This is a genomic window from Hyphomonas sp., from assembly GCF_017792385.1.
Classification (GTDB): domain Bacteria; phylum Pseudomonadota; class Alphaproteobacteria; order Caulobacterales; family Hyphomonadaceae; genus Hyphomonas.
Genome location: NZ_CP051230.1, coordinates 121,881 through 144,399, shown reverse-complemented (window position 1 = coordinate 144,399; position 22,519 = coordinate 121,881). Strand labels below are relative to the sequence as shown.

Here is a 22,519-nt window from a genome sequence, read left to right as displayed (position 1 = left end):
ACATCGGCCCGTCGCCGAATACTATTTGACAGGAAGCACACCATGCCCCGCTACGACGCGCCAATCCGCGACATGCAATTCATCCTGCAGGACCTGCTGCAAATCCAGAATTATTCGAACCTGCCGGGTTTCGAGGAGGCCACGCCGGACCTCGTCAATGCCATTCTCGACGAAGGCGGCAAGTTTGCAAAGGAAGTCCTGTTCCCCTTGAACACGGTCGGCGACAAGCAGGGATGCGTTCGCCATGATGATGCCAGCGTGAAGACGCCGGACGGCTTTCCGGAAGCCTACAAGCAGTTGGTCGAGAATGGCTGGCCGCTTTTGTCGGCCCAGCCGGAAATGGGCGGCCAGGGGCTGCCGCACGTCGTCAACATTGCGTGGACCGAGATGGTCTCCTCCGCCAACATGGCCTTCGGCATGTATCCAGGCCTGACACATGGCGCTTTTCAGGCGCTGATGGCTGGGGGCTCGGAAGAGCTGAAGGCCAAGTACGGTCCGAAAATGGCCTCAGCCGAATGGGCTGGCACGATGAATTTGACCGAGCCGCATTGCGGCACCGATCTCGGCCTGATGAAGACGAAGGCCGTGCCCCAGGGGGATGGTTCCTACAAGATCACCGGCCAGAAGATCTGGATTTCCGGTGGCGAGCAGGATCTCACCGAGAATATCATTCACCTGGTTCTGGCCCGGATCGAGGGGGCGCCGGACGGAATCAAGGGCGTCTCACTGTTCGTTGTACCGAAATTCCTCGTCAATGAGGATGGCACTTTGGGCGAGCGCAATGCCTGCTCCTGTGGCGGCCTGGAAGAGAAGATGGGCATTCACGGCAATGCGACCTGCGTCATGAATTATGACGGTGCGACCGGCTGGCTGGTCGGTGAAGAGCACAAGGGCATGCGCACCATGTTCGTGATGATGAACGAAGCGCGTCTCGGCGTTGGCCTGCAGGGGCTCGCGCAGGCCTCGATTGCCTATCAGAACGCAGTGGATTTCGCGAAGGACCGCCTGCAGGGCCGGTCCCTGACGGGCCCCAAGGCGCCGGACAAGCCTGCCGACCCGATCATCGTGCATCCGGATGTGCGCCGTATGCTGATGGACCAGAAGGCCTTCATCGAAGGCGCCCGGGCGCTGACCTACTGGACGGCTTTCCAGGGTGACCTGCAGCACAAGTCTCCGGACGAGAAAGTGCGCGAAAAGGCGGGCGATTACATGGCTCTGCTGACGCCGGTCATCAAGGCCTATCTGACCCATATGGGCTTTGAGAAAGCCAATCAGGCCCTTCAGCTGCATGGCGGTTCGGGCTTCACGCAGGAGTGGGGTCTTGAGCAGTTTGTCCGCGATTGCCGGATCACGCTGATCTATGAGGGAACGAATGGCGTTCAGGCGCTGGACCTTGTGGGCCGCAAGCTGGCGGCAAATGGCGGGCGCGCAGTGTTCAGCTTCTTCGCGGAAGTGGACGAGTTCGTCAGTTCAATTGAAGGCGATGCGGACCTGACGCCCTTTGCCGAAGGGCTCACAACCTTGAAGGGGCAATTGCAGGAGGCCACGACCTGGCTGATGCAGAACGGCATGACCGATTTCAACAATGCCGGCGCTTCCAGCCATGATTACCTGCATCTCTTTGGCCTGACGGGGCTGGCACTGATGTGGGCCAAGATGGCGAAGATCGCGCTGGACAAGAAGGCAGAAGGCGATCCCTATTATGAAGAAAAGCTGGCAACGGGCCACTATTTCCTCGACCGGATGGTGCCGGATGGCGCGGCGCATCTGGCAAAGGTGAAGACCGGGGCCAAGACGATGATGGCGTTGCCAGCCGAGGCGTTCTAGGCGCCAGACATATCTGGACAGCGCGCGAGGCCCCGTACTGGGCCTTGCGCGCGGTCACACAAAAAATTCATGCAATTCTCGCGGTTTTGACGTTGGGAGAGGGCTGGGAATCCTGTTCAGGCGTCGTTACATGTTTACGTGAACGTAAGCGGCAACCAGAGTTCGCGTGAGAAGTGGAGGAACAGAATGCAGGCCAGCCCCCTAGACGTCCCGAAGGCAGCTTGGCGCCAGGACGAAGAGCTCGAGATTTTCTCGGATGCCGTCGGCCAGTTCTTCGAGAAGGAATGCGTGCCGCATGTTCCGCAATGGCGCAAGGACGGAATCGTCCCGATGGAGGTCTGGAAGAAAGCCGGCGAAATGGGCCTGCTGGGCGCGTCTGTCCCGGAAGAGTACGGCGGAGCCGGCGGAGATTTCCGGCACGAAGCCATCATCATCGAACAGCAGCAGTGGAAGGGCGTCGACGGATTTGGCATCACGCTGCACAATGCGATCATCGCGCCCTATGTCGTGTCCTATGGCACCGAGGAGCAAAAGCGCCGCTGGCTGCCGGGCATCTGTTCCGGCGATCTGGTTACCGCCATTGCCATGACCGAGCCGGGCGCAGGTTCTGACCTGCAAGGCATGAAAACCACGGCCAAGCGCGACGGTGACGACTATGTCATCAATGGATCCAAAACCTTCATTTCGAACGGTCAGACAGCAAACCTCATCCTGCTGTGTGTGAAGACCGACCCGACACAAGGCGCCAAGGGGATATCCATCATCGCGGTCGAGACTGACAAGGTGGAAGGTTTCCGCCGTGGCCGGAACCTGGAAAAGGTCGGCCAGCATGCGGCAGACACGTCTGAGTTGTTCTTTGACGATGTGCGCGTCCCGGCGTCCAACCTTTTGGGCGAAGTGGAGGGCAAGGGCTTCATCCAGCTGATGCAGAAGTTGCCGCAGGAGCGTCATATCATCGGCCTTCAGGGCGTCGGCATGATCGAACGCGCGATCCACGAGACCGTGGAATACGTCAAGGGACGCAAGGCGTTCGGCCAGACCATTTTCGACTTTCAGAACACCCAGTTCAAACTGGCGGAATGCAAGACCGAGGCAACCGTAGCAAAGGTCTTTGCCGATCACTGTACGGAGCGCCTGCTGAAAGAGGAGCTGGATGCATCCACGGCGTCCATGTCGAAATACTGGATTTCGGATTTGCAATGCAAGATCATCGATGAATGCCTGCAGCTTCATGGCGGCTTTGGTTATATGGATGAGTACCCGATCGCGCAGATGTATGCGGACGCGCGTGTCCAGCGCATTTATGGCGGCGCAAACGAAGTCATGAAAATGCTGATTGCGCGGACATTGTAGTGGATCGGTCAGGCCAGGCGTAGACAGGAAGGGTGATGAAGAACGGATTGACATGGTTGGGACTTGCGGTTGCGGTAATTGCCGTGAACCTCGGCCTGTCTGTTGTTCAGCCGTTTTCGGAATCCAGGATTGCCGGACTGCCCATACATTTGAGCCTTGCGGGAATTGCACTCGTGTTCGGTGTGGTGATGCTTGTGTCGTATCGGGTCTACATGTCGTCGATCAAGAAGCTGCGCGCCGCCGGACTGACCGACGCGGAAATCGAAATAGTCTCCCGAGACAAGGATCCTGAGTGCAGACTTCGCGAGATCCTTGCGCGTAAAGAGGGTGGGCATGCCTGACCGCGATCTCATCCGCGACGTTTTTCCGACGCCGAGCCCGTCGTCAACCTCGCTCGGTTTTGAACTCCTCGCGCTGGACATGACGGCATTGACGACGCGGGTGCGCTTCGAGGGCCGTCCGGAGTTCTGCAACCCCGCCGGCGTCATTCAGGGCGGCTATCTCGTGGCCATGATGGATGATACAATCGGCATGCTCGCCGGAATGAAGGCGGGGAAGACAAAGCTGCCGTCGACGGTTGATCTGCATACTCATTTCCTGCGCCCGGTCCGCAAGGGCGTGATCGAGGTGACAGCGCGCTTGAGAAATGTCGGTCGCGCGATGCTGTTTGCGGAAGCTGAACTGTTCGATTCTCGCGGCAAGGAAGCGGCCCGCTCCACCGCGAGCCTCACGCTCAATCCGGTCTTGAAACCGGCAACATGATTTTTCGTTTTAGAAGGAGCCTCTCCAATGACTGAAGCCTATATCTACGATGCGGTGCGTACGCCCCGCGGCAAAGGCAAGAAAAGCGGATCGCTGCACGAGATCACCTCGCTCAGCCTCGCAACGCAAGTTCTCCAGGCCATCCGTGACCGGAACGAGTTGGACACGTCCAAGGTCGACGATGTCGTACTTGGCTGCGTCAGCCCGGTGGGCGAGCAGGGCGCGGACATCGCCCGCGTTGCCGTTCTCAATGCCGAATATGCCGAAACGACAGCCGGCGTGCAGATCGACCGTTTCTGCGCCTCTGGCCTGGAAGCCTGCAACATGGCCGCCGCAAAGGTGATGACCGGAGAAGCCGACATGGCCATTGGCGGTGGTGTCGAGAGCATGAGCCGCGTGCCCATGGGCGCGTCCGGCGGCGCGTGGTCTTCCGACCCGCAAGTTGCGCTGAAGACATACTTCGCACCGCAAGGCATCGGCGCTGACACGATTGCCACCAAATATGGCTTTTCGCGCGATGATGTGGACGCCTTTGCGGTCGAGAGCCAGAAGCGCGCAGCGACCGCCTGGAAGGAAGGCCGCTTTGCCAAGTCCATCGTTCCGGTGAAGGACCAGATGGGCGGCGTCCAACTGGATCATGACGAGCATATGCGCCCGGATGCGGACATGCAGTCGCTCGCTGCGTTGAACCCGTCCTTCGCTGGAATGGGCGCCATGGGCTTCGATGAAGTCATCAAGCAGCGTTACCCGGAACTGGAAGCCATCAACCATGTGCACCATGCCGGCAACTCATCCGGCATCGTGGATGGGGCCTCGGCAGTGCTGTTCGGATCGAAGGAAATGGGCGAGGCGCTTGGCCTGAAGCCACGTGCTCGCGTTCGCGCCATGGCCTCCATCGGTTCCGAGCCGGGCATCATGCTGACCGGACCGACCTATGTGACCCAGAAGGTGCTGAAGAAGGCCGGCATGGAAGTTGGTGACATCGACCTGTACGAGCTGAACGAAGCCTTTGCATCGGTCGTTCTGCTGATGATGCAGAACCTCAATATCCCGCACGAGAAGATGAACGTGAATGGCGGCGCCATTGCGATGGGCCACCCGCTCGGCGCGACCGGCGGCATGATCCTCGGCACGATGGTCGACGAGTTGGAACGCTCCGGCAAGGAAACGGCCCTTGTCACGCTGTGTGTCGGCGCCGGCATGGGCACCGCCACGATCATCGAACGGGTCTAGCAAAGCCCCAGGAGCCGGCGCATGCCTTACACCCAGCTCGATCATGAGAAGATTTCGGACACGCTCTCGCGCTTGCAAGCGAGGGTAACCGAACGCTTTCCTGATCGGGGGATATCAAATGTGTGCGCCGAGCTTTTGCAGATTTCGAGACAGCAACAGGCGAACCTTCAGGAAATTTCCCACCCGCATGTGCGCCTTCGTACGCTGGTTGGCCTTGTGCTGGCCGCGGGCTTGGTGATGATTGGCTGGGGAATTTTCCAGAAAGTGCGCCTGCTGACCAATAATCCGGGTGAGATCTACAGCTTTGAAGGTGTTGAGGCGATCGTCAATATCACACTGCTCGTGAGTGCGGGCGTTTGGTTTCTGTTGAACCTAGAGACGCGTATCAAGCGGGAGCAGGCCTTGAAAGGACTGCACCAGCTTCGCTCCATCGCCCACGTGATTGACATGCATCAGTTGACGAAGGATCCAGTGTCGCCGCTCAATCTCTATCAGCGCACGAAATCCTCGCCAGAGCGGGATTTGACTGTGTTTCAACTCATTCGGTACCTCGACTATTGTGCAGAGATGCTGTCGCTGACGGGGAAGTTGGCCGCATTGTATGTGCAGACGCTCAATGACTCTGCTGTGGCCGACACTGTCAACGAAATCGAGGACCTGACGGCATCGCTGTCTCAAAAAGTCTGGCAAAAAGTTATGATCATCCGTCTGGGGATCACAAATTCGGAAACTCACACCGCGGGTGCCTCGAACGAGGCGCCTGCACTCTGACAAGATTTACCTGTTCAAGGAGACAATCATGAAACTCGAAACATTCGGTTGGGACGTCGACAGCGACGGCATTGCGCACGCAAGTTTCGACGTGCCGGGCCGCAGCATGAACACGCTGACGGCGAAAGCCGTCGCCGACATCATCGCCATCTCCAAGGAAGTTGCCACCAACGATTCCATCAAGGGCCTGGTCCTGTCTTCGGGCAAACCCAGCGGCTTCTGCGCAGGGGCGGATCTGGGCGAGATGAATGAAAGCGCGGGCGGCGGCAAAAGTGCCTCGGACATGTCCGAGGCAGAGCTGAAGAAGGCACAGTTCGAGCGCGGCTTCTCGCTCAACAAGACGCTGCGTGAGCTGGAGACGTGCGGCAAGCCGGTGGCGGTCGCGCTGAACGGCCTGGCGCTTGGCGGTGGCCTCGAAGTGGCGCTGGCCTGTCATTACCGCGTTGCGGCGAACGACAATCCAAAGCTGCAGTTTGGCCTGCCGGAAGCCAAGATCGGCCTTCTGCCGGGCGCAGGTGGCACACAGCGCCTGCCGCGTCTTGTCGGCGTTCAGGCGGCGCTGCCGCTGATCCTTCAGGGCGAAAGCTTCAATGCGGAGAAGGCGCTCGCCATGGGCGTGGTGCAGGAGCTTGCTCCCTCTGCGGAAACCGTCGACAAGGCGAAAGCCTGGGTCAAGGCGAACCCGAATGCCAAGGCCCCGTGGGATGAGAAAGGCTTCAAGGTCCCCGGCGGCGTCGTCCACCGTCATCCGGGCGCCGGGCAGGTTGCGACCATGTCCAATGCCATGCTGATGGCCAAGACCTATGGCAATTATCCCGCCCAGAAGAACATCCTGTCCTGCATCTATGAAGGCATTCAGGTACCGATTGATGCCGGCCTGCGGATCGAGACGCGCTACTTCATCAACACGCAGCAACGCCCGGAGGCGAAAGCCATGATCCGGTCGCTGTTCCTGTCGATGCAGGAACTGTCCAAGGGCGGCAACCGTCCGGCAGGTTATCCGAAGACGGAGTTCAAGAAGATCGCCGTGATCGGCGCCGGCCTGATGGGGGCAGGGATCGCCTATGTGCAGGCCAAGGCCGGCATTCCGACGGTACTGGTTGATGTCTCGAAAGAGAACGCCGAGAAGGGCAAGGACTATTCCCGCCGTCTCGTCGAGAAGGCCGTTTCGCGAGGCAAGTCCACCAAGGAGAAGGGCGACGCGCTGCTCGACCTGATCACCACGACCGACAATTATGACGACGTCAAGGGAGCCGACCTGGTCATTGAGGCCGTGTTCGAGAATGTCGAACTGAAGGCCAAGATCACCAAGATGGCCGAAGACGTTCTGGACGAGGACGCCGTCTTCGGTTCCAACACGTCGACGCTGCCGATCACGGGCCTCGCCGAGGCGTCCCAGCGTCCGGAAAACTTCATCGGCATTCACTTCTTCTCGCCGGTCGAGCGTATGGGGCTTGTCGAAATCATCAGCGGTGAGAAGACCAGCGAAGCCACGCTCGCCAAGGCCGTTGACTATGTCCTGGCCATTCGCAAGACGCCGATCGCCGTCAATGACAGCCGCGGCTTCTACACGTCCCGTTGCTTCGGCACCTATACACGCGAAGGCATGGAAATGCTGTCGGAAGGCATCAAGCCGGCGATCATCGAGAATGTCGGACGCCAGTCCGGCATGCCGATGGGCCCATTGGAGGTGTCCGACTCCGTTGGCCTCGACACGGCGTTGAAAGTGACTCGCGCCACGGCCGAAGCAGCGGGTATCGACCTGCAGTCTGATGACCGTACGCAATTCCTGGCATGGCTGGTCGAGGATCAGGAGCGCGTCGGGCGCAAGGCTGGCAAGGGCTTCTACGACTATAATGAGAAGGGCAAGCCGGAACGTCTCTGGCCCGACCTGAACAGCCGTCTTGAGGTGAAGGTGGACGAATGCCCGCCGGACCTGAAGCAGCATCTGAAGAACCGTTTCCTCGTCCGTCAGGCCATCGAAGTGGCCCGTTGCTTCGAGGAAGGCGTCATCACAGATGCGCGCGATGCGGATATTGGCTCGATCCTCGCCTGGGGCTTCGCGCCCTATACCGGCGGCTGCTGTTCCTATGTCGACCTCGTCTGGGGCATCAAGGAGTTCGTCGCCGAAGCGGACCGTCTTGCCGCGAAATATGGCGAGCGGTTCGAGCCGCCAGCCCTGCTGCGCGACATGGCCGAGAAAGGCGAAGGCTTCTACGATCGCTTCCCGCCAGCCGGAAAAGCAGAGAAAGCGGCGGCGTAAAGGCCAATCGCCAAACATTTTCGTCGTTTGGACGAATATTGAGAGGACCGGTCTCGATTATTTCGAGACCGGTCTTTTTATTTGTTGACCTTGGCAACCGAAGCGGGAAATATCTCCTTCGCGATCAATCCTGATCGCGGGGAAACCAAGGGGGAAATTCCATGAGAAAAATCCTGCTCGCAGGATGCGGCGTAGCTTTGTTTGCAGCAGCCGCGTGCACGTCGACGACAAAAGTCAGCACGGTGCAGCCAGGAGACCAGAAGCTGTCTTGCGCAGAACTCGAAAGAGAGTTCGTCAATCTGGATGAAGTGATGAACGAAGCCGACGACAATAAAGGCGTCAACACCGCCAATGTGGCGGCGGTCGTTCTGTTCTGGCCTGCGGCGGTCGGGAATTACATGGATGCCGACAAGGCACAGGATTTGGTAGAAAAGCGTCGCACCCATCTGATGGGCATCTACGATGACAAAGGGTGCAGCGCGTAACGAATTTTTTGGCGTGAACGCAATAAAGGCCGGAGCATGTCTGCTCCGGCCTTTTCTATGTGGTTCAATGACTAGCCTAGCGCTTTGCGCGGGACCACCAGCCGGTGCGTTTCGGGCCCGGCTTCTTGGCGGGGGCCGCCTCTTTCGCGGGCTCTGCCTTGGCGGGTTCTGATTCGGCCATTGCCGGTTCGGCTTCGGGTTCAGGCGCCGGGTCCGGCTCAGCCGGGGTTTCAGAGACAGGTTCCGGTGCGGTTTCCTTTGCAGGCGAACTGTCTGCCTCCGGTGCACCCTCCGCTTCGGATGGCGCGTCTGCCTCGGTCGTCTCCGCCGATTCAGTGGTCTCGCCCGTATCCTTCTTTTTCGCGCGGGACCGGCGGGTCCGCTTCGGTTTGGCCGGCTTCTCCTCGGCGCTGGCGTCTGCGGGCGAGTCTTCCGCCACGGTGTCTGCCTGCGCTTCGGGCGTATCGGCCGAGTCGGGGCTGTCAGCAGATGCCTCGTCTGTCACCGCATCTTGCGCGGTGTGAGGTTCCGGTTCGCTCACTTTCGCTTCGCTCGGCGGAAAATCGTCCAGCATTTCCGCAGCGCTCGCAGCGAGGCCGTCCAGATAGGCGCCGCCATCGGTGGGCGCTTCGTCGCCTGCCTCGGTGCGGTTTTCGGAAGACCGGCGCCGCCGGCGGCCTCCGCGACGGCCCCGGCGGCGGCGCTTGCGAGGCGCGCCATCCTCTGAGTCACCGTCTCCGGAATCGGCAGTGGCCTCTCCGCTGTCGTCTTCGTCATCGGAGGGCTCGTCGGCATCTGCCTGGGCCTCGTCGCCCTGCGTTTCGGCGGCATCCTGCTTCCGGCCGCGTCCCCCTCTGCGACGACGGCGCTTGCGGCGACCGCCGGAAGAGTCCTCATCCTGTTCAGATGTGGTTTCGGCGGTCTCCTCATCGACCTCGTCATCCTCGCTGACGACCTGTTTGGTCGGCTTGGCGAGCGAGCGCGGGGGCTTGCGTTTCTTTGGCTTGCTGTTCGGGTCTCGCTCTGCATCGATCACGAAATCGCCCGGGAGCATGTCTTCCGAGGAATGGATCGAGACCGCGAAACCGGCCTTGCGCTCGACCTCGATCAGGGCTTCGCGCTTGTTGTTCAACAGGTAGAGCGCGACATCAGTCGGCGCCTTGACTGAAATGGCCTTCAGGCCGCCCATGGAGGAGCGTGCCTCGATTGCGCGGATCAGTTGCAACGCGGCCGACGGGATCGACCGGCGCCGGCCGGTGCCGTTACAGGCCTCACACGGATCGGAGGTTGCCTGCAACACGCCCTGGCGGCGGCGCTGGCGGGAAATTTCCATCAGTCCGAATTGCGAGATACGGCCATGCTGGACCCGGGCCCGGTCCACTTTCAGGTGTTCCTTGAGCTTTTTCTCGACAGCCCGATTGTTCTTGTTCTCGTCCATGTCGATGAAGTCGATGACGATCAGTCCGGCCAGATCCCGCAGGCGCATCTGGCGACAGGCTTCCTCAGCCGCTTCCAGATTGGTGCGCAGGGCAGTCTGCTCGATATTGCGTTCGCGTGTGGCCTTGCCCGAGTTCACGTCAATGGCGACGAGGGCTTCGGTCTGGTTGATGACCAGATAGCCACCCGACTTCAGTTGCACGGTGGGGGAATAGATCGAATCCAGCTGCTGCTCGACGGCTTCGGCCACGAACAGCGGATCCTCTTCCTTCCACTGCTGAACCTTCTTGGACTGGCTCGGCATGATGAGCTTGGCCAGGTCCTTGGCTTCACGATAGGCGTCTTCGCCCTGGACGAGGACTTCCTCGATCTCCTTGTCGAACATGTCCCGCATGGCCCGGTGGACCAAACCGCCTTCGGCATTGATCAGGGTCGGGGCCTCGGAATTGAGTGTTTTCTCGACAATGGTTTCCCAGAGTTTCGAGAGATATTCATAGTCGCGCTTGATCTCGGCCTTGGTCCGTTTGGCCCCGGCCGTACGCACGATCAGGCCCATGCCTTCCGGCACGTCCAGTTCAGACACGATCGACTTCAGGCGCTTGCGGTCGGCACCATTCACGATCTTGCGGGAAATCCCGCCTCCGCGCGGCGTGTTCGGCATGAGCACCGAATACCGACCCGCGAGGGACAAATAGGTGGTCAGGGCAGCGCCCTTGTTGCCGCGCTCTTCCTTCACGACCTGCACCAGCATGACCTGGCGGCGCCGGATCACTTCCTGGATCTTGTAACGCTTGGAGATCGAGGCGCGGCTCGCCTTTTTCCGGCGGGGTGCAGACTCGGCTTTCGCTTCGGTCTCGTCGCCGGACTCCTCGGAGTCATCTGCCCCGTCATCCGAAGTTTCTTCGTCAGAGGCGTCATTGTCGAGATCGTCGGCTTCATCAGAGGCGCGATCCTCGTCGTCCTCGTCATCATCCTCGATCTGTGCGGCCGCTTCTTCTGCGGCCTCGCGCAGCAAGGCCTCGCGGTCTTCCGCGGGCAGCTGGTAATAGTCCGGGTGGATCTCGCTGAAGGCGAGAAAGCCATGGCGATTGCCGCCATATTCCACGAAGGCCGCCTGAAGGGACGGCTCGACGCGTGTGACTTTTGCTAGATAGATATTTCCGCGAAGTTGTTCATTTCCAGTGGTTTCGAAGTCAAAGTCGTCCACCTGGCCATTGTTGACGATCGCGACACGGGTCTCTTCCGTGTGCGAGGCGTCGATTAGCATGAGTTTGCTCATGTAAAGGAACCTTTTGAGCCGGCGCAGCAGCCCCGGATGCGCCAGCGCACCGAAGGCCAGCCGCAAGGCCGGTCTGAATATTAAGGGGGAGGGTGCGGTCACGCCGACCCGATTGCCCCAAGGGCAATACAGGCATATCGGTTTTGACTACTGCACCCGCGTACATCTTCTCTGCTTTCCGGAGCGCGGCGCCCGCTTGCCTTTTCGGTAAAGCCGGGATCGCTGTCGCGACGTTGGGAAACTTGCTCAGTAGGCCTGATTGGCAACTACCAGATAATACTGCCCAATTTTGACGGCCAAGAAAAGACCAAAATGGGCGCACGAGCTGTGTAATACGTGTCCTTTGGTCAATGCTGGGTTAATAAAGATTCTGCTAGGGAGGCTCTTCGAACCCGGAAACCGTGTCGGACTGATGCCTCTTCTACGCCTTGTTTCCCTTGTGATTGCCGGTCTGGCCTGCGTTTTGGCGGCCGCCGCAGACATTCATCGTGTGCAAGTCGTCGGCAATGGCGAGCCGACGCGGATTACCGTCTGGGCCGACTCCGCGCAGGAGGGACGCGCCTTCCTGGCCGAATCAGGCGAGGCGCGCAGCCTGATCCTGCCGATCAGGGGCCAGGTCACGCCGGCCGCAGGCGATGGCAGCGGCGGCGTTGCCACCTGGGCGCTGTCTGAAGGCGTGCTCAGCTTTGCGCTGGAGCGGCCACTCATGGTGGCACGGGTTCTGGCCCTGCCGCCGGCGGGGAATGAGCCCGCCCATCGTGTCATCATTGATCTTCAGGCGGTTTCCGCCGCCCGTTTCAGCAGCGTGGCCCGGCGCGACATGCGCAAGCTCGCCACTTATCAGTCAGACCTTCGGAAGGAGGAACTGGCGGTCGAACTGGCCTCGCTGCGGCCTGAGGCGCCCCTGCCATCCTCCCGGCGCATGGCCGGGCAGACCTATACGGTCGTGATTGATGCCGGGCATGGCGGCAAGGATCCCGGCGCGCTGGCCGTTACCGGAGGGCGGGAAAAGGACATCACGTTGAGGGCGGCCCTCGAGCTTAAGAAGGCGCTTGAGGCGGATGATCGCTATTCGGTGCGGCTGACCCGCGACACGGATGTGTTTGTGGAGCTGGAGGACCGGGTCAACAAGGCGCGCGACTGGGGCGCGGACCTCTTTATCTCGCTGCATGCGGACGCTGCGGGCAAGCCGGATGTGGCGGGCGCGTCGGTGTACACGATCAGCGCCAGCGGAGAGCGCCGGATCGACAAGGAAGCGAACCGCAACAATTGGCGCATTCCGCTGGAAGATGGCGCGCCCGAACATGTCAGCTCCATTCTGGAAGACCTCGTCAAGCGTGAGACCAAGACCCGCTCGTCCGAGTTTGCGGAAATACTGTTGCCGGAACTGGAGAAATCCGGGCCGGTGCTGCGCAATACACATCGCGAGGCGGGCTTTTACGTGTTGCTGGCACCGGATGTTCCGGCCGTCCTGCTCGAAATGGGGTTTCTCACCAACGCGTCCGATGCTCGGCGACTGCAGTCGAATGCGGGCATCCGCAAGGCGATGAATTCGGTGAAACGGGGCATCGACCGCTTCTTCGACCAGCAGGACATACTGCTTGCCGGGCATGGAGAGAACGGGTGAATCCCCTTGCGGCCAGGGGCCGATGCTGAGAAGTTGGACCGCATGTTGTTCCTGCGTATCATCGCCCTGTCGTCGCTGCTTGCGATATCGTCATCCTGTGCCGGAACGGGCGCGCTGCGCCCTTTTGATTCCTCGCTCATCGACAATGGCAGGCCTTCGGAGGCGGAGGCCTATTCGGACTTCCTGATTGCCCGTTTCGCGGCAATGACAAACGATCCGCAAATGGCGGCGGAACACTATGCCCTGGCAATTGATTCCGCGCCGGAGAAATCCGGCATTGCCGACCGGGCCCTGTTTGCGGCGCTCCTGTCCGGAGACTATCGTGAGGGCGTGCGGCTTGCCGAACGCGCACATGCGCTGGGCAGTGAAGCGGCTCTGGTCCGCCTGACGCTTGCCGTGGACGCGCAACGCGAGGGGCGCGACGCGGAAGCGCGGCAATTCCTTGAGCAAACCCGTTTCGGCCCTTTCAACCGGATGATCGCGCGGGGATTGTCGGCCTGGCGTGTCGTCGAGGCCCAGGGAACCGATGCGGCCATTCGCTATCTCGAATCCGGCCTGACCGGCGATCCGCGGCTCGACAGCGCCACGCTGTACATGATGGGGCTGATCGAGATGTCCGCGGGTCATGACGAGGCGGCTTTGGCCGTGTTTCAATCCCTGTGGTCGTCCGGTGCCCGGCTGGCTGTGGGCGTTGAAGCCCATGCGCAATTGCTCGCATCACGCGGCGCGCACGAAGACGCGCTCGATATGATCGACACGTTCGAGCGGGAGGTTGGCCATAACGCGGCCATCGCCCGGCTGGGTCAGGCGATCCGGGCCGGGGACCGGATCAAGGTCCGCCGGCTCAGTCCGGATGAAGGGGCGGCGCTGGCCGTCTATGTTCCGGCGGCGGCCCTGATGAGCCAGACCGATGACGATGTGTCGGCCGTGTATTTTGTGCTCGCCCTCGCCCTGGACAGGGACCTGCACGTCGCCCGCTCCCTCTGGGCGCAATCGCTGGCGAATGCGGAACGCTGGGAAGAAGCGATCGCTGTGCTTGCGCGTGTCCCGGAAGAATCTGCATTCTATGCCACTTCGCGCGGCCAGATCGCATGGGCCCTGCAGCGCAGCGGCCGCAACCAGTCAGCGCTGGCCGTGGCGGCTGAAGCGTTGCAGCACGCACCGGACCGCGGCTTGAAGATCCAGGTCGCGGAACTCTACCGGACTATTGGCCGTCAGGCCGAGGCCGACGCGCTGTTGAGCCAGACCATTGAAGAAGACACGGTGAGAGGCCGCGAGGACTGGCGGCTGTTCTATGCGCGCGGCGCCTCCCGCGAGGCGATGGGGGACTGGCAGGGGGCCGAGCAGGACCTGCTGCATGCCTTGGCGCTGCAGCCGGACGATGCCTCGCTGTTGAACTATCTCGGCTATTCCTATGTCGACCGCGGCGAAAATCTGGATCACGCCATGACGATGATCCAGCGCGCGGCAGAGCAGGCCCCCGAGGCCGGCCATATCATCGACAGCCTGGGATGGGCCCATTACCGGCTTGGCAATTACGACATGGCCACAACACTGCTGGAGCGCGCTGTGGAACTGGAACCGGGCGACCCGGTTGTGAATGACCATCTCGGGGATGCCTATTGGCAGACCGGCCGGAAGCTGGAAGCGCGGTTCCAGTGGCGCCGGTCCCTGACGCTGGACCCGGCCGATGGCGAGCGCGACCGGATCGAGGCCAAGCTGGTTGCCGGGCCGTTGCTGCCGGCGATCAAGCAGGCGGAATCTGATGCGGCGGCAGCCCTGCCGCCGCCCGGACGCCCCTAGACAGGGCTGGAACCTGACATGCCGATGGCTCTCGCACCTGCCAAGGTCAATCTCTTCCTGCATGTGGGCCCCGTCCAGGAGAATGGCCGGCACCCGCTCGATTCGCTCGTTGTCTTTGCCGGGCCGGAAGCGGCAGACCGCGTTTCGGCGGAGCCGTCTGACCAGCTGAGCCTCAAGATTTCCGGTCCGCGTGCGGCCGGGCTGGAGGCGGCGGACGACAATCTGGTGATGCAGGCCGCCCGGGCGCTGTGCGCGGCGGCGGGACAGGCACGGGGCGCGGCGTTGACGCTGGACAAGCATTTGCCGGTTGCCGCCGGAATTGGCGGCGGGTCGGCGGATGCCGGTGCTGCCTTGAGATTGCTGCAGAAATTATGGGCGCTGGACCCGGACGTTGTGCGCTGCGTGGCCGTGCCGCTGGGCGGCGATGTTCCGGTGGCGCTGGAGGGGCGGGCGGCCCTGATGCAGGGCGAGGGGGAGCGCGTGCGCGTTCAGACCGGCCTGCCAGCGCTGCCGGCCGTGCTGGTCAATCCGGGGCTCGATTGCCCGACCGGGCCGGTGTTCCGGGCCTTTGATGCCGCGGGCGGGGGGCAGGAATTTGGCGCGCTGGAGGCGCTGCCCCCGTTTCAAAACGTTTCAGACCTGATCAACTGGTTGCAGGGACAGGGCAATGATCTGCAGGTGCCGGCCATCGAGCTTGTACCGGAGATCGCCATTGTGCTGGACACGCTGGCACAGCTTGAAGGGGCCCGCCTGGCGCGCATGAGCGGATCGGGCGCGACCTGTTTTGCCCTGTTCGAGAGCCGAGATGCCGCCGAGGCGGCGGCGACCGTGCTGGCGGCGGCGCGGCCGGACTGGTGGGTTCGGGCGACCCTGCTCGGAGACGCCGCATGAGCGTGTCCTATCTGGTCGCGGGGACGGCGCTGATCTCATTCGTGCTGTGCGCGCTGGCGCGGCGTGTGCCGCTGCTGGACGCCCCGGATGGTGGGCGCAAGCAGCAGAAAGCGCCGGTCCCGCGCACCGGCGGGCTGGGCATGCTGGGGGCGCTGCTGATCGCGCTGGTGGCCTTTGCCGCGACGTCCGGGCCGGGCGCGATAGCAGAGGCGCAACCCATCCAGATCCTGTTCATGGCGTTTCTGGCGGTTTCACCCTGGCTCATCGGGCTGGCCGATGACTGGCTGGATCTGTCAGCCCGTTTCAAATTGTGCCTGATCTGTCTCTGGGCGGCGCTTGCGGCCGCGCCCTTCCTGGCATCCGGCCAGACGCTGATCGGTGTGGCGGTATTTGGCTGGCTGATCGTGATCACCAATGCCGCGAACTTCATGGATGGTGCGAATGGTCTCGCCCTGGGGACACTCGGCATCATGCATGTCGGATTGTTTCCGGCCTATGCCATCATGATGCTGTGCTTCGGCACCTGCGCGCCGGACCTGTTCGGCGAATATGCGATCGTGGCGCAGTTTGCCATGTTCGGGGCCGTGCTGGGATTCCTGGCCTGGAATGTACGCGGCGTACTCTATGCAGGCGATTGCGGATCGCTCGGCGCCGGCGGCCTGTTCGGCCTGCTGGCGGTCTATCATGTCTCGGCCAGCATGGACGGGCTGCGCGTCGCCCTGCTGGGCCTGACCCTGTCCCTGCCGATCCTTGTCGACGTGCTGCTGACGCTGGCCTGGCGCAGCCTGAAGGGCCGCAACCTGATGCAGGCCCATACCGACCACGCGTATCAGAGACTGGTGGCGCGGGGCTGGCGGCACATTGCGGTCGCGGCGCTCTGGTGGGGGATGACGTTGCTGTGCGCTGTTGCGGGTGTGCTGGCGCTGTTCAGCCCGGTTGCAACCGGAGACCCGGCGGATGCATTTCCGGTGCAGCAGCTGGTCGCGCTCATCGCGCTCGGCGCAGCGGGATCCGGCCTGTGGCTGTGGGAGCGGCGCCGGGCCTAATAGGCGCGGCTGACGCAGAAATCCGCCAATTCCTCGAGCGCGTCCCGATAGGGCGATTCCGGCAGGGTCCGGAGCGCCGCCTTGGCGAGCGACGTATAGGCTTCGGCTTCCTGCACCGTGGCTTCCGCCGCGCCGGTGGCGCGGATCAGGTGGACGGCGTGCGCCAGGTCGGAATCCTGTTGCGTGTCAGGATGCATCGCGCGGTCCCAGAAATCCCGGTCCTCGTCCGAGCCGCGTCGCTTGGCGATGATGGTCGGCAGCGTGATCTTGCATTCGCGGAAATCGTCGCCGACCGACTTGCCGATGACCGACGTTGTGCCGCCATAGTCGAGCACGTCATCGATGATCTGGAAGGCCAGGCCGAGATTCTTGCCATAGGTGGCCAGCGGATGCGCATGCGATCCCGAGCCGACAGACATCGCGCCGGTCTCGGCGGCTGCCTCGAACAGCGCGCCGGTCTTGGCCTCGATGATGGCGAGATAGTCCTCGGTGGGCAGGTCGCGGACCTGCATGGCCGCCAATTGGCGCACCTCGCCCTCGGCAATGATGGTCGAGGCGGTGGCCAGACGGTTCAGGATGTCCAGACTGTTGGTCTCGACCAGAAGATTGAAGGCGCGGGCAAACAGGAAATCGCCGACCAGGATCGAGGCCTTGTTGCCCCAGATCGCCTTGGCGGCGGGCTTGCCGCGGCGCAGATCGCTTTCGTCCACGACATCATCGTGGAGCAGCGTGGCTGTGTGAATGAACTCGACAGCGGCAGCGAGCGCGTGGGTCGACTCATTCGGCGTGCCGACCGCATGGGCAGAAATCAGCGTGATCAGCGGGCGCAGCCGCTTGCCGCCAGCGGAGACGATATAGGCCGACAGGTCCGGGATCACCGAAATCGGGCTGGCGGCGCGTGTGGCCAACAGGTGTTCGACCTTTGCAAGGTCACCGGCCACGAGCGCCTGCATCCGATCCACGATGGAACCGACGGCCTCTTTGCCCTTTGTTTTTGGCGAAAGGGTCACGGTTTGCTGGCTCCCATCTTTGCCCTGATAAAACGGGAAATAGTCCTAGGATGACTTTGCATCAAGCGCGCCGTGGCACCCCGACGCATCTGTTCATCAAGTATTGTGCTGAAACCACATAGGGTAAGAGTAATATTGGCTGGCCATTTGACCCGATGGCTCGAACCGGGAAAGGTTTTCTGATGAAGCATCTCATGTACCTGATCGCAGCAGGGGCTCTCGCCGCCTGTACGAGCAGCCAGGCGTATGGACCCGCGTCGAAATCCGGCGCCATGGGCTATGCCAGCCAGAAGATTGAAGCCGGCCGATACCAGGTCACCTACACCGATACCGATCCCGCCCGGGCCCGCGACCGGGCGCTGCTGAGGGCCGCCGAACTGACCTTGCTGGAAGGGTCCGACTGGTTCGAGATCACCAGCAGTTACACGGAGCGGGAGAGTGGCAACACCGGCAGCCGGTCCAGCGTGTCGATTGGCGGGTCCAGCGGGTCCTATGGGCGCAGCAGCAGTGTCGGCGTGGGGGTCGGCATCGGATTTCCTCTGGGCGGCGGATCCGGTGGCGAGGTCACGGAAATGATCGAGATCGTGACCGGAACGGGCGAGAAGCCCGACCGGCCCATGGTGTATGATGCGCAATCGGTGGACATCAATTTGCGGGGCGCAGCCACTCAATGAAGGAAATCTTTCGCACCAATGACCCGGTCAAGCTGAGCTATGTCGAGCATTTGCTGCAAGAGGCGGGGATCGACTATTTCATCGCCGACCAACACATTTCAGCGGTTGAGGGCAATATCGGGGCCTTTCCCCGCCGGGTGATGGTGCGGGACGATCTGGCGGCCTCTGCCCAGCGTGCCCTTTCCGAAGTTGAACCGGGCTAGTGGACGGGATTACCGAAGACACTCTGTATCAGGGCCGGGTCCGGCTGTTCCAGCCGGAAAAGGGATTCCGCGCCGGAACCGATTCGCTCATTCTTTCCGCCGCCTTGCCGGACAGGCCGGGTGGACATGCACTGGAAATCGGCTGTGGCTGCGGTGGCGCGCTGATGACGGCAGCATTCAGATTGCCGCAGACCCGGTTTACCGGTGTGGACATTGATGAAGGCATGGTGGCGCTGGCCCGGCGCGGAGTAGAGGCCAATGCGTTTGGTGACCGCGTGACCCTGGAGACCGGCAACGCCGCCGACTGGGTCCGTGACAACGAAAACCGGTTCGACATCGTGTTTGCCAACCCGCCCTATTTCGAGCCGGGCCGTATCTCCGCCCCCGGCGAAGGCAAGGTGGCGGCCTATCTGGAATCGCTGACACTGGATGGATGGATCAAGGCAATGGCCTTTGCGGCGCGGCCGCGTGCGCCGATCGTGATCATTCACCGCGCGGCGGAACTGGCGCGGATCCTGACCGTACTGGACCGGCTGACGGGCGAGATCACCGTGCTGCCGATTGCGTCGAAACAGGGCGAGGAGGCCCGCCGGGTTCTGGTGCGCGGGCGAAAGGGCCTGAAACGGGGCAGCGTTCGCCTGCTGGCGCCGTTGATCACCCACACACCGGATGGACAACCGGGTGCGGCGCTGGAGTCCCTGCGGCGTGGAGATGCCATCGACTGGTGATCCGGTTTTGCTGGGAATTGCCGCATTTGCAGGCTAGGCTGCGTTTCGAGGCAGGGGTGCAGAAAGGAGATGGCCATGTTCGGCCTGTTATTCTTCGGTTTCCTCTTCATCGGGCTGGCGATGGCGCTGCTCGGGCATGGCGGGTTCTACCGCATGGTGACCGGGCGCAGCGGCGGATCGAACGATCATGAGGAATCGCGCGGTCCGTTCTGATCGCATTCCCGCGCTTGCCTCGTTTCGCGCGCGGCGCTAACCCGGCGGGCAACAGACATTCCGGATCCGAGCCATGACCGCACCCAAGGCGCACGCCAAGCCGAAATCCTTCCAGGACCTGATCCTGACGCTTCAGACCTACTGGGCCGAGAAGGGCTGTGCGATCCTGCAACCCTATGACATGGAGGTTGGCGCCGGCACGCTGCACCCGGCCACCGTGCTGCGCGCACTGGGGCCGAAAGAGTGGCGCGCCGCCTATGTCCAGCCGTCGCGCCGCCCGAAGGATGCGCGCTATGGCGAGAACCCGAATCGGCTTGGCCACTATTACCAGTTCCAGGTGATCCTGAAGCCCAATCCGGACAATCTGCAGGATCTGTACCTCGAAAGCCTCTACCGTATCGGAATCGACCCGACGGTGCATGACATCCGCTTCGTGGAAGATGATTGGGAGAACCCCACCGTCGGCGCCTGGGGGCTTGGCTGGGAAGTCTGGTGTGACGGGATGGAAGTCAGCCAGTACACCTATTTCCAGCAGGTTGGCGGGCTCGACGTCTTCCCGGTGTCCGGCGAACTGACCTATGGCCTGGAACGCCTCGCCATGTATGTGTTCGGCGTCGACAATGTCTACAATCTGCCGTTCAACGATCCGGACAGTGACGTGCCGCTTACCTATGGCGATGTGTTCCTGGAAAATGAGCGCCAGCAATCAGCCTTCAATTTCGAGCATTCCGATGTCGAGATGCTGAAGCGCTGGTTCGCCGATTGCGAGACCCAGTCGAACGCCCTGCGCGATGCGGGCAAGCCGCTGCCGGCCTATGACTATGCTCTCAAGGCCAGCCACACCTTCAATCTGATCGATGCGCGCGGCGCGATCAGCCCGACCGAGCGCCAGGCCTATATTGCCCGCGTTCGTGACCTGGCCCGCGGCGCCGCAGCGCAATGGGCCGAACAGGAAGGCGCAAACGCCTAAAGTCGTCGGCCGGAAGATTTGTCCATCGCGGCCCTTGGGGGTAGACTTTCCCCTGTGGGAGGACGCGTGATGTTTCGCTGGATACTGATCGGCCTGATGTTTCTGGGCGTTGCGCTCGGCGCGGATGCCAAGACCAAACGCGCCTTGATCGTCGGTGTTGGCGATTATGAACAGCTGCCCGACCTTCAGAAAACGACCGGCGACGCGACGGGCTATTCCGAAGCCTTCGAAGGGCAGCTGGGCTTTGAAGTCACGCGCCTGATCGATCCGGGTACGATTGAGTTTCTTGAGGCGCTGGACGGGTTCCTGCAATCCATCGAGCCTGGCGATGAAGTGGCCTTCATCTTCTCCGGGCATGGCTGGTCTGATGGGGCCGACAATTTCCTGGCCCTGAAGGATGCGCCGCTGGAATCGTCCGAGTTCGCGCTCAGGCGCCAGACCGTGTCCCTGTCGAATGATGTGCTGGCCGAGATCAAGGCGCGCCGGCCGGGCCTCTTGTTCGCCATCGTGGATGCCTGCCGGGACAATCCGTTCGATACGGGCACGCGCAGCGTGACGCGGGGGCTGTCGCGGCTGGAGATCGTGCCGGGCACACTGGTCGTCTATGCGGCGGGCGCCCGGCAGAAGGCGCTGGACCGGTTGGGGCCGGAGGATGACTCGCCCTATTCGGTCTTCACCCGCAGCCTGTTGCCACGCCTCGGCGATCCGGCCAGCCCGCTGTTGCGCAGCGTGGACGAGACCCGGACGGAAGTGGCCGCGCTTGCCGCCTCGATCAATCACGAGCAACGCCCGGCGATCTATTCGGATGTCTCGCTGGATTACTGCTTTGCGGGCGAATGCCGCATGGATGCCGGCCTGGATCAGGAGACGATCGACTGGGTTGAGATTTCCAGCGTCGGCTATACCGCGGTCGATCCCTGTACGAAATATGCCCGTCACCTGGAAGCATATCCGGATGGCAAGTTCGCCGAGGTGGCGCGCCGGAACCTGGCCAACCCTCCGTGCGCCCGCACGCGATTGCAGCTGAAATCGGTGTCCTGGTTTGGCGACCTGAGCGGGCATACGGACGAAGTCTATGGCGTGGATTACAGCCCGAGTGGGCGGTTCGTGGCGAGTGCATCGGCCGATCACACAGCCCGCCTCTGGATCGTCGGCATGACGCCGAGCCTTTATGGCCAGTCGACCGAACTGAAGGGCCATACCGCGCCGGTGCTCACCGTGCGGTTCAGCCCAAATGAAGAGCGTCTCATCACGGCGTCCGAAGACGGCACGGCGCGCATCTGGAGCGCGCTGGGCGAGGAGGCGCGACTGGTGCTGGACGGGCATGAGGATGTCGTGACCTATGCCGAATACAGCCCGTTCGGAGATCGGGTGATCACGTCGTCCCAGGACAAGACGGTGCGCATCTGGGATGCGCGCTCCGGCGCGGAGCTGATGCGGCTGACCGGGCATTCCGATGCGGTCCGGTCGGCGCGGTTCAATGCGGATGCCAGCCGGATCGTCACGGCGTCGAATGATGGCACGGTGCGTGTGTGGGAGGCCGAGTCCGGCCGGCAGGTGCGCGTTGTGGAGTCCGGAGAGCTACCCGCGACCTATGCCATGTTCAGCGCCGATGGCGAGCGCATCCTGGTCGCCTCGGCCGACAAGAGCGCGCGGGTCTGGGATGAGGAAGGCAATGTGCTGGAGCTGACCGGCCATGACGCGCCGCTTTGGAATGCGACGTTCAGCATGGATGGGGAGTTTGTTGCGACCAGCGCGATGGATCTGTCCGGCAAGATCTGGGACGCGGAGACGGGCGCGTTCCTTGCGGGCGTGCAGGATCTCAGCATGTTTGGCGCAAACTGGGTTGAATTCTCGCCGGACGGAAAACGGCTGCTCGTCTCGATGAAGGGCGGCGGGTTGCAGCTGTGGGAGCTGACCTTTGGCGCGGACTGATTGGCCCAT

Annotated in this window: 20 protein-coding genes; 18 read left to right on the top strand and 2 right to left on the bottom strand. The window is 62.2% G+C overall.

Annotated features, from left to right (window positions below; translation table 11 throughout):
* Positions 1-42: 42 nt before the first annotated feature.
* The 8 genes from HF955_RS00670 to HF955_RS00635 all read left to right on the top strand — a co-directional run bounded on the left by HF955_RS00670 (position 43) and on the right by HF955_RS00635 (position 8,694).
* Positions 43-1,827 (top strand): acyl-CoA dehydrogenase C-terminal domain-containing protein, encoded by a 1,785-nt coding sequence (locus tag HF955_RS00670; RefSeq protein WP_291077103.1) that lies wholly within the window; start codon positions 43-45, stop codon positions 1,825-1,827.
* Between the two features lie 186 nt (positions 1,828-2,013).
* A complete protein-coding gene (locus HF955_RS00665) occupies positions 2,014-3,180 on the top strand; it encodes an acyl-CoA dehydrogenase family protein (RefSeq protein ID WP_291077102.1) in 1,167 nt (388 codons plus the stop codon).
* Between the two features lie 32 nt (positions 3,181-3,212).
* A complete protein-coding gene (locus tag HF955_RS00660; protein WP_291077101.1) occupies positions 3,213-3,521 on the top strand; it encodes a hypothetical protein in 309 nt (102 codons plus the stop codon).
* On the top strand, positions 3,514-3,942 hold the full coding sequence (locus HF955_RS00655) for a PaaI family thioesterase (RefSeq protein ID WP_027836628.1): 429 nt from the start codon (positions 3,514-3,516) through the stop codon (positions 3,940-3,942). The genes HF955_RS00660 and HF955_RS00655 overlap by 8 nt, the downstream gene beginning before the upstream one ends.
* Positions 3,943-3,969: 27 nt before the next feature.
* The gene (locus tag HF955_RS00650) at positions 3,970-5,175 is read left to right on the top strand and encodes an acetyl-CoA C-acetyltransferase (RefSeq protein WP_291077100.1); all 1,206 of its coding nucleotides are present in this window, start codon (positions 3,970-3,972) and stop codon (positions 5,173-5,175) included.
* Positions 5,176-5,196: 21 nt separating this feature from the next.
* Complete coding sequence (locus tag HF955_RS00645) at positions 5,197-5,946, top strand: hypothetical protein (RefSeq protein ID WP_291077099.1); 750 nt, start codon at positions 5,197-5,199, stop codon at positions 5,944-5,946.
* A gap of 28 nt (positions 5,947-5,974) precedes the next feature.
* Positions 5,975-8,209 carry a 3-hydroxyacyl-CoA dehydrogenase NAD-binding domain-containing protein gene (locus HF955_RS00640; RefSeq protein ID WP_291077098.1) on the top strand — a complete coding sequence of 745 codons (2,235 nt, stop codon included), beginning with the start codon at positions 5,975-5,977 and terminating at the stop codon, positions 8,207-8,209.
* A gap of 161 nt (positions 8,210-8,370) precedes the next feature.
* Entirely contained in the window at positions 8,371-8,694 is a 324-nt protein-coding gene (locus HF955_RS00635) for a hypothetical protein (RefSeq protein ID WP_291077097.1), read from the top strand.
* Between the two features lie 76 nt (positions 8,695-8,770).
* Here HF955_RS00635 and HF955_RS00630 read toward each other — a convergent pair whose 3' ends face one another.
* Entirely contained in the window at positions 8,771-11,410 is a 2,640-nt protein-coding gene (locus HF955_RS00630) for a ribonuclease E/G (RefSeq protein ID WP_291077096.1), read from the bottom strand.
* 412 nt (positions 11,411-11,822) lie between these two features.
* On the opposite strand from HF955_RS00630, the gene HF955_RS00625 reads away from it, so the two are divergent.
* Genes HF955_RS00625 through HF955_RS00610 form a run of 4 tightly spaced genes read left to right on the top strand, consistent with a single transcriptional unit; the run spans position 11,823 to position 16,777 of the window.
* A complete protein-coding gene (locus HF955_RS00625; protein WP_291077095.1) occupies positions 11,823-13,037 on the top strand; it encodes an N-acetylmuramoyl-L-alanine amidase in 1,215 nt (404 codons plus the stop codon).
* Between the two features lie 42 nt (positions 13,038-13,079).
* The gene (locus tag HF955_RS00620) at positions 13,080-14,840 is read left to right on the top strand and encodes a tetratricopeptide repeat protein (protein ID WP_291077094.1); all 1,761 of its coding nucleotides are present in this window, start codon (positions 13,080-13,082) and stop codon (positions 14,838-14,840) included.
* A gap of 18 nt (positions 14,841-14,858) precedes the next feature.
* A complete protein-coding gene (locus HF955_RS00615; RefSeq protein ID WP_291077093.1) occupies positions 14,859-15,731 on the top strand; it encodes a 4-(cytidine 5'-diphospho)-2-C-methyl-D-erythritol kinase in 873 nt (290 codons plus the stop codon).
* On the top strand, positions 15,728-16,777 hold the full coding sequence (locus tag HF955_RS00610; protein WP_291077092.1) for a hypothetical protein: 1,050 nt from the start codon (positions 15,728-15,730) through the stop codon (positions 16,775-16,777). Before HF955_RS00615 ends, HF955_RS00610 begins: the two co-directional genes overlap by 4 nt.
* Here HF955_RS00610 and HF955_RS00605 read toward each other — a convergent pair.
* On the bottom strand, positions 16,774-17,787 hold the full coding sequence (locus HF955_RS00605) for a polyprenyl synthetase family protein (protein WP_291077091.1): 1,014 nt from the start codon (positions 17,785-17,787) through the stop codon (positions 16,774-16,776). The two genes, HF955_RS00610 and HF955_RS00605, sit on opposite strands and share 4 nt — an antisense overlap.
* A gap of 182 nt (positions 17,788-17,969) precedes the next feature.
* Between HF955_RS00605 and HF955_RS00600 the strand changes: the two genes are divergently transcribed.
* The 6 genes from HF955_RS00600 to HF955_RS00575 all read left to right on the top strand — a co-directional run bounded on the left by HF955_RS00600 (position 17,970) and on the right by HF955_RS00575 (position 22,510).
* Complete coding sequence (locus HF955_RS00600; protein WP_291077090.1) at positions 17,970-18,461, top strand: hypothetical protein; 492 nt, start codon at positions 17,970-17,972, stop codon at positions 18,459-18,461.
* A complete protein-coding gene (locus HF955_RS00595; RefSeq protein ID WP_027836619.1) occupies positions 18,458-18,664 on the top strand; it encodes a DUF2007 domain-containing protein in 207 nt (68 codons plus the stop codon). The genes HF955_RS00600 and HF955_RS00595 overlap by 4 nt, the downstream gene beginning before the upstream one ends.
* Positions 18,664-19,392 carry a methyltransferase domain-containing protein gene (locus tag HF955_RS00590; RefSeq protein WP_291077089.1) on the top strand — a complete coding sequence of 243 codons (729 nt, stop codon included), beginning with the start codon at positions 18,664-18,666 and terminating at the stop codon, positions 19,390-19,392. Before HF955_RS00595 ends, HF955_RS00590 begins: the two co-directional genes overlap by 1 nt.
* 75 nt (positions 19,393-19,467) lie before the next feature.
* On the top strand, positions 19,468-19,605 hold the full coding sequence (locus tag HF955_RS00585; protein WP_291077088.1) for a hypothetical protein: 138 nt from the start codon (positions 19,468-19,470) through the stop codon (positions 19,603-19,605).
* 73 nt (positions 19,606-19,678) lie between these two features.
* Positions 19,679-20,575: a glycine--tRNA ligase subunit alpha gene (locus tag HF955_RS00580; RefSeq protein ID WP_027836617.1), complete on the top strand. Its 897-nt coding sequence runs from the start codon at positions 19,679-19,681 to the stop codon at positions 20,573-20,575.
* A gap of 69 nt (positions 20,576-20,644) precedes the next feature.
* The gene (locus HF955_RS00575; protein WP_291077087.1) at positions 20,645-22,510 is read left to right on the top strand and encodes a caspase family protein; all 1,866 of its coding nucleotides are present in this window, start codon (positions 20,645-20,647) and stop codon (positions 22,508-22,510) included.
* The last annotated feature ends 9 nt before the right edge of the window (positions 22,511-22,519 follow it).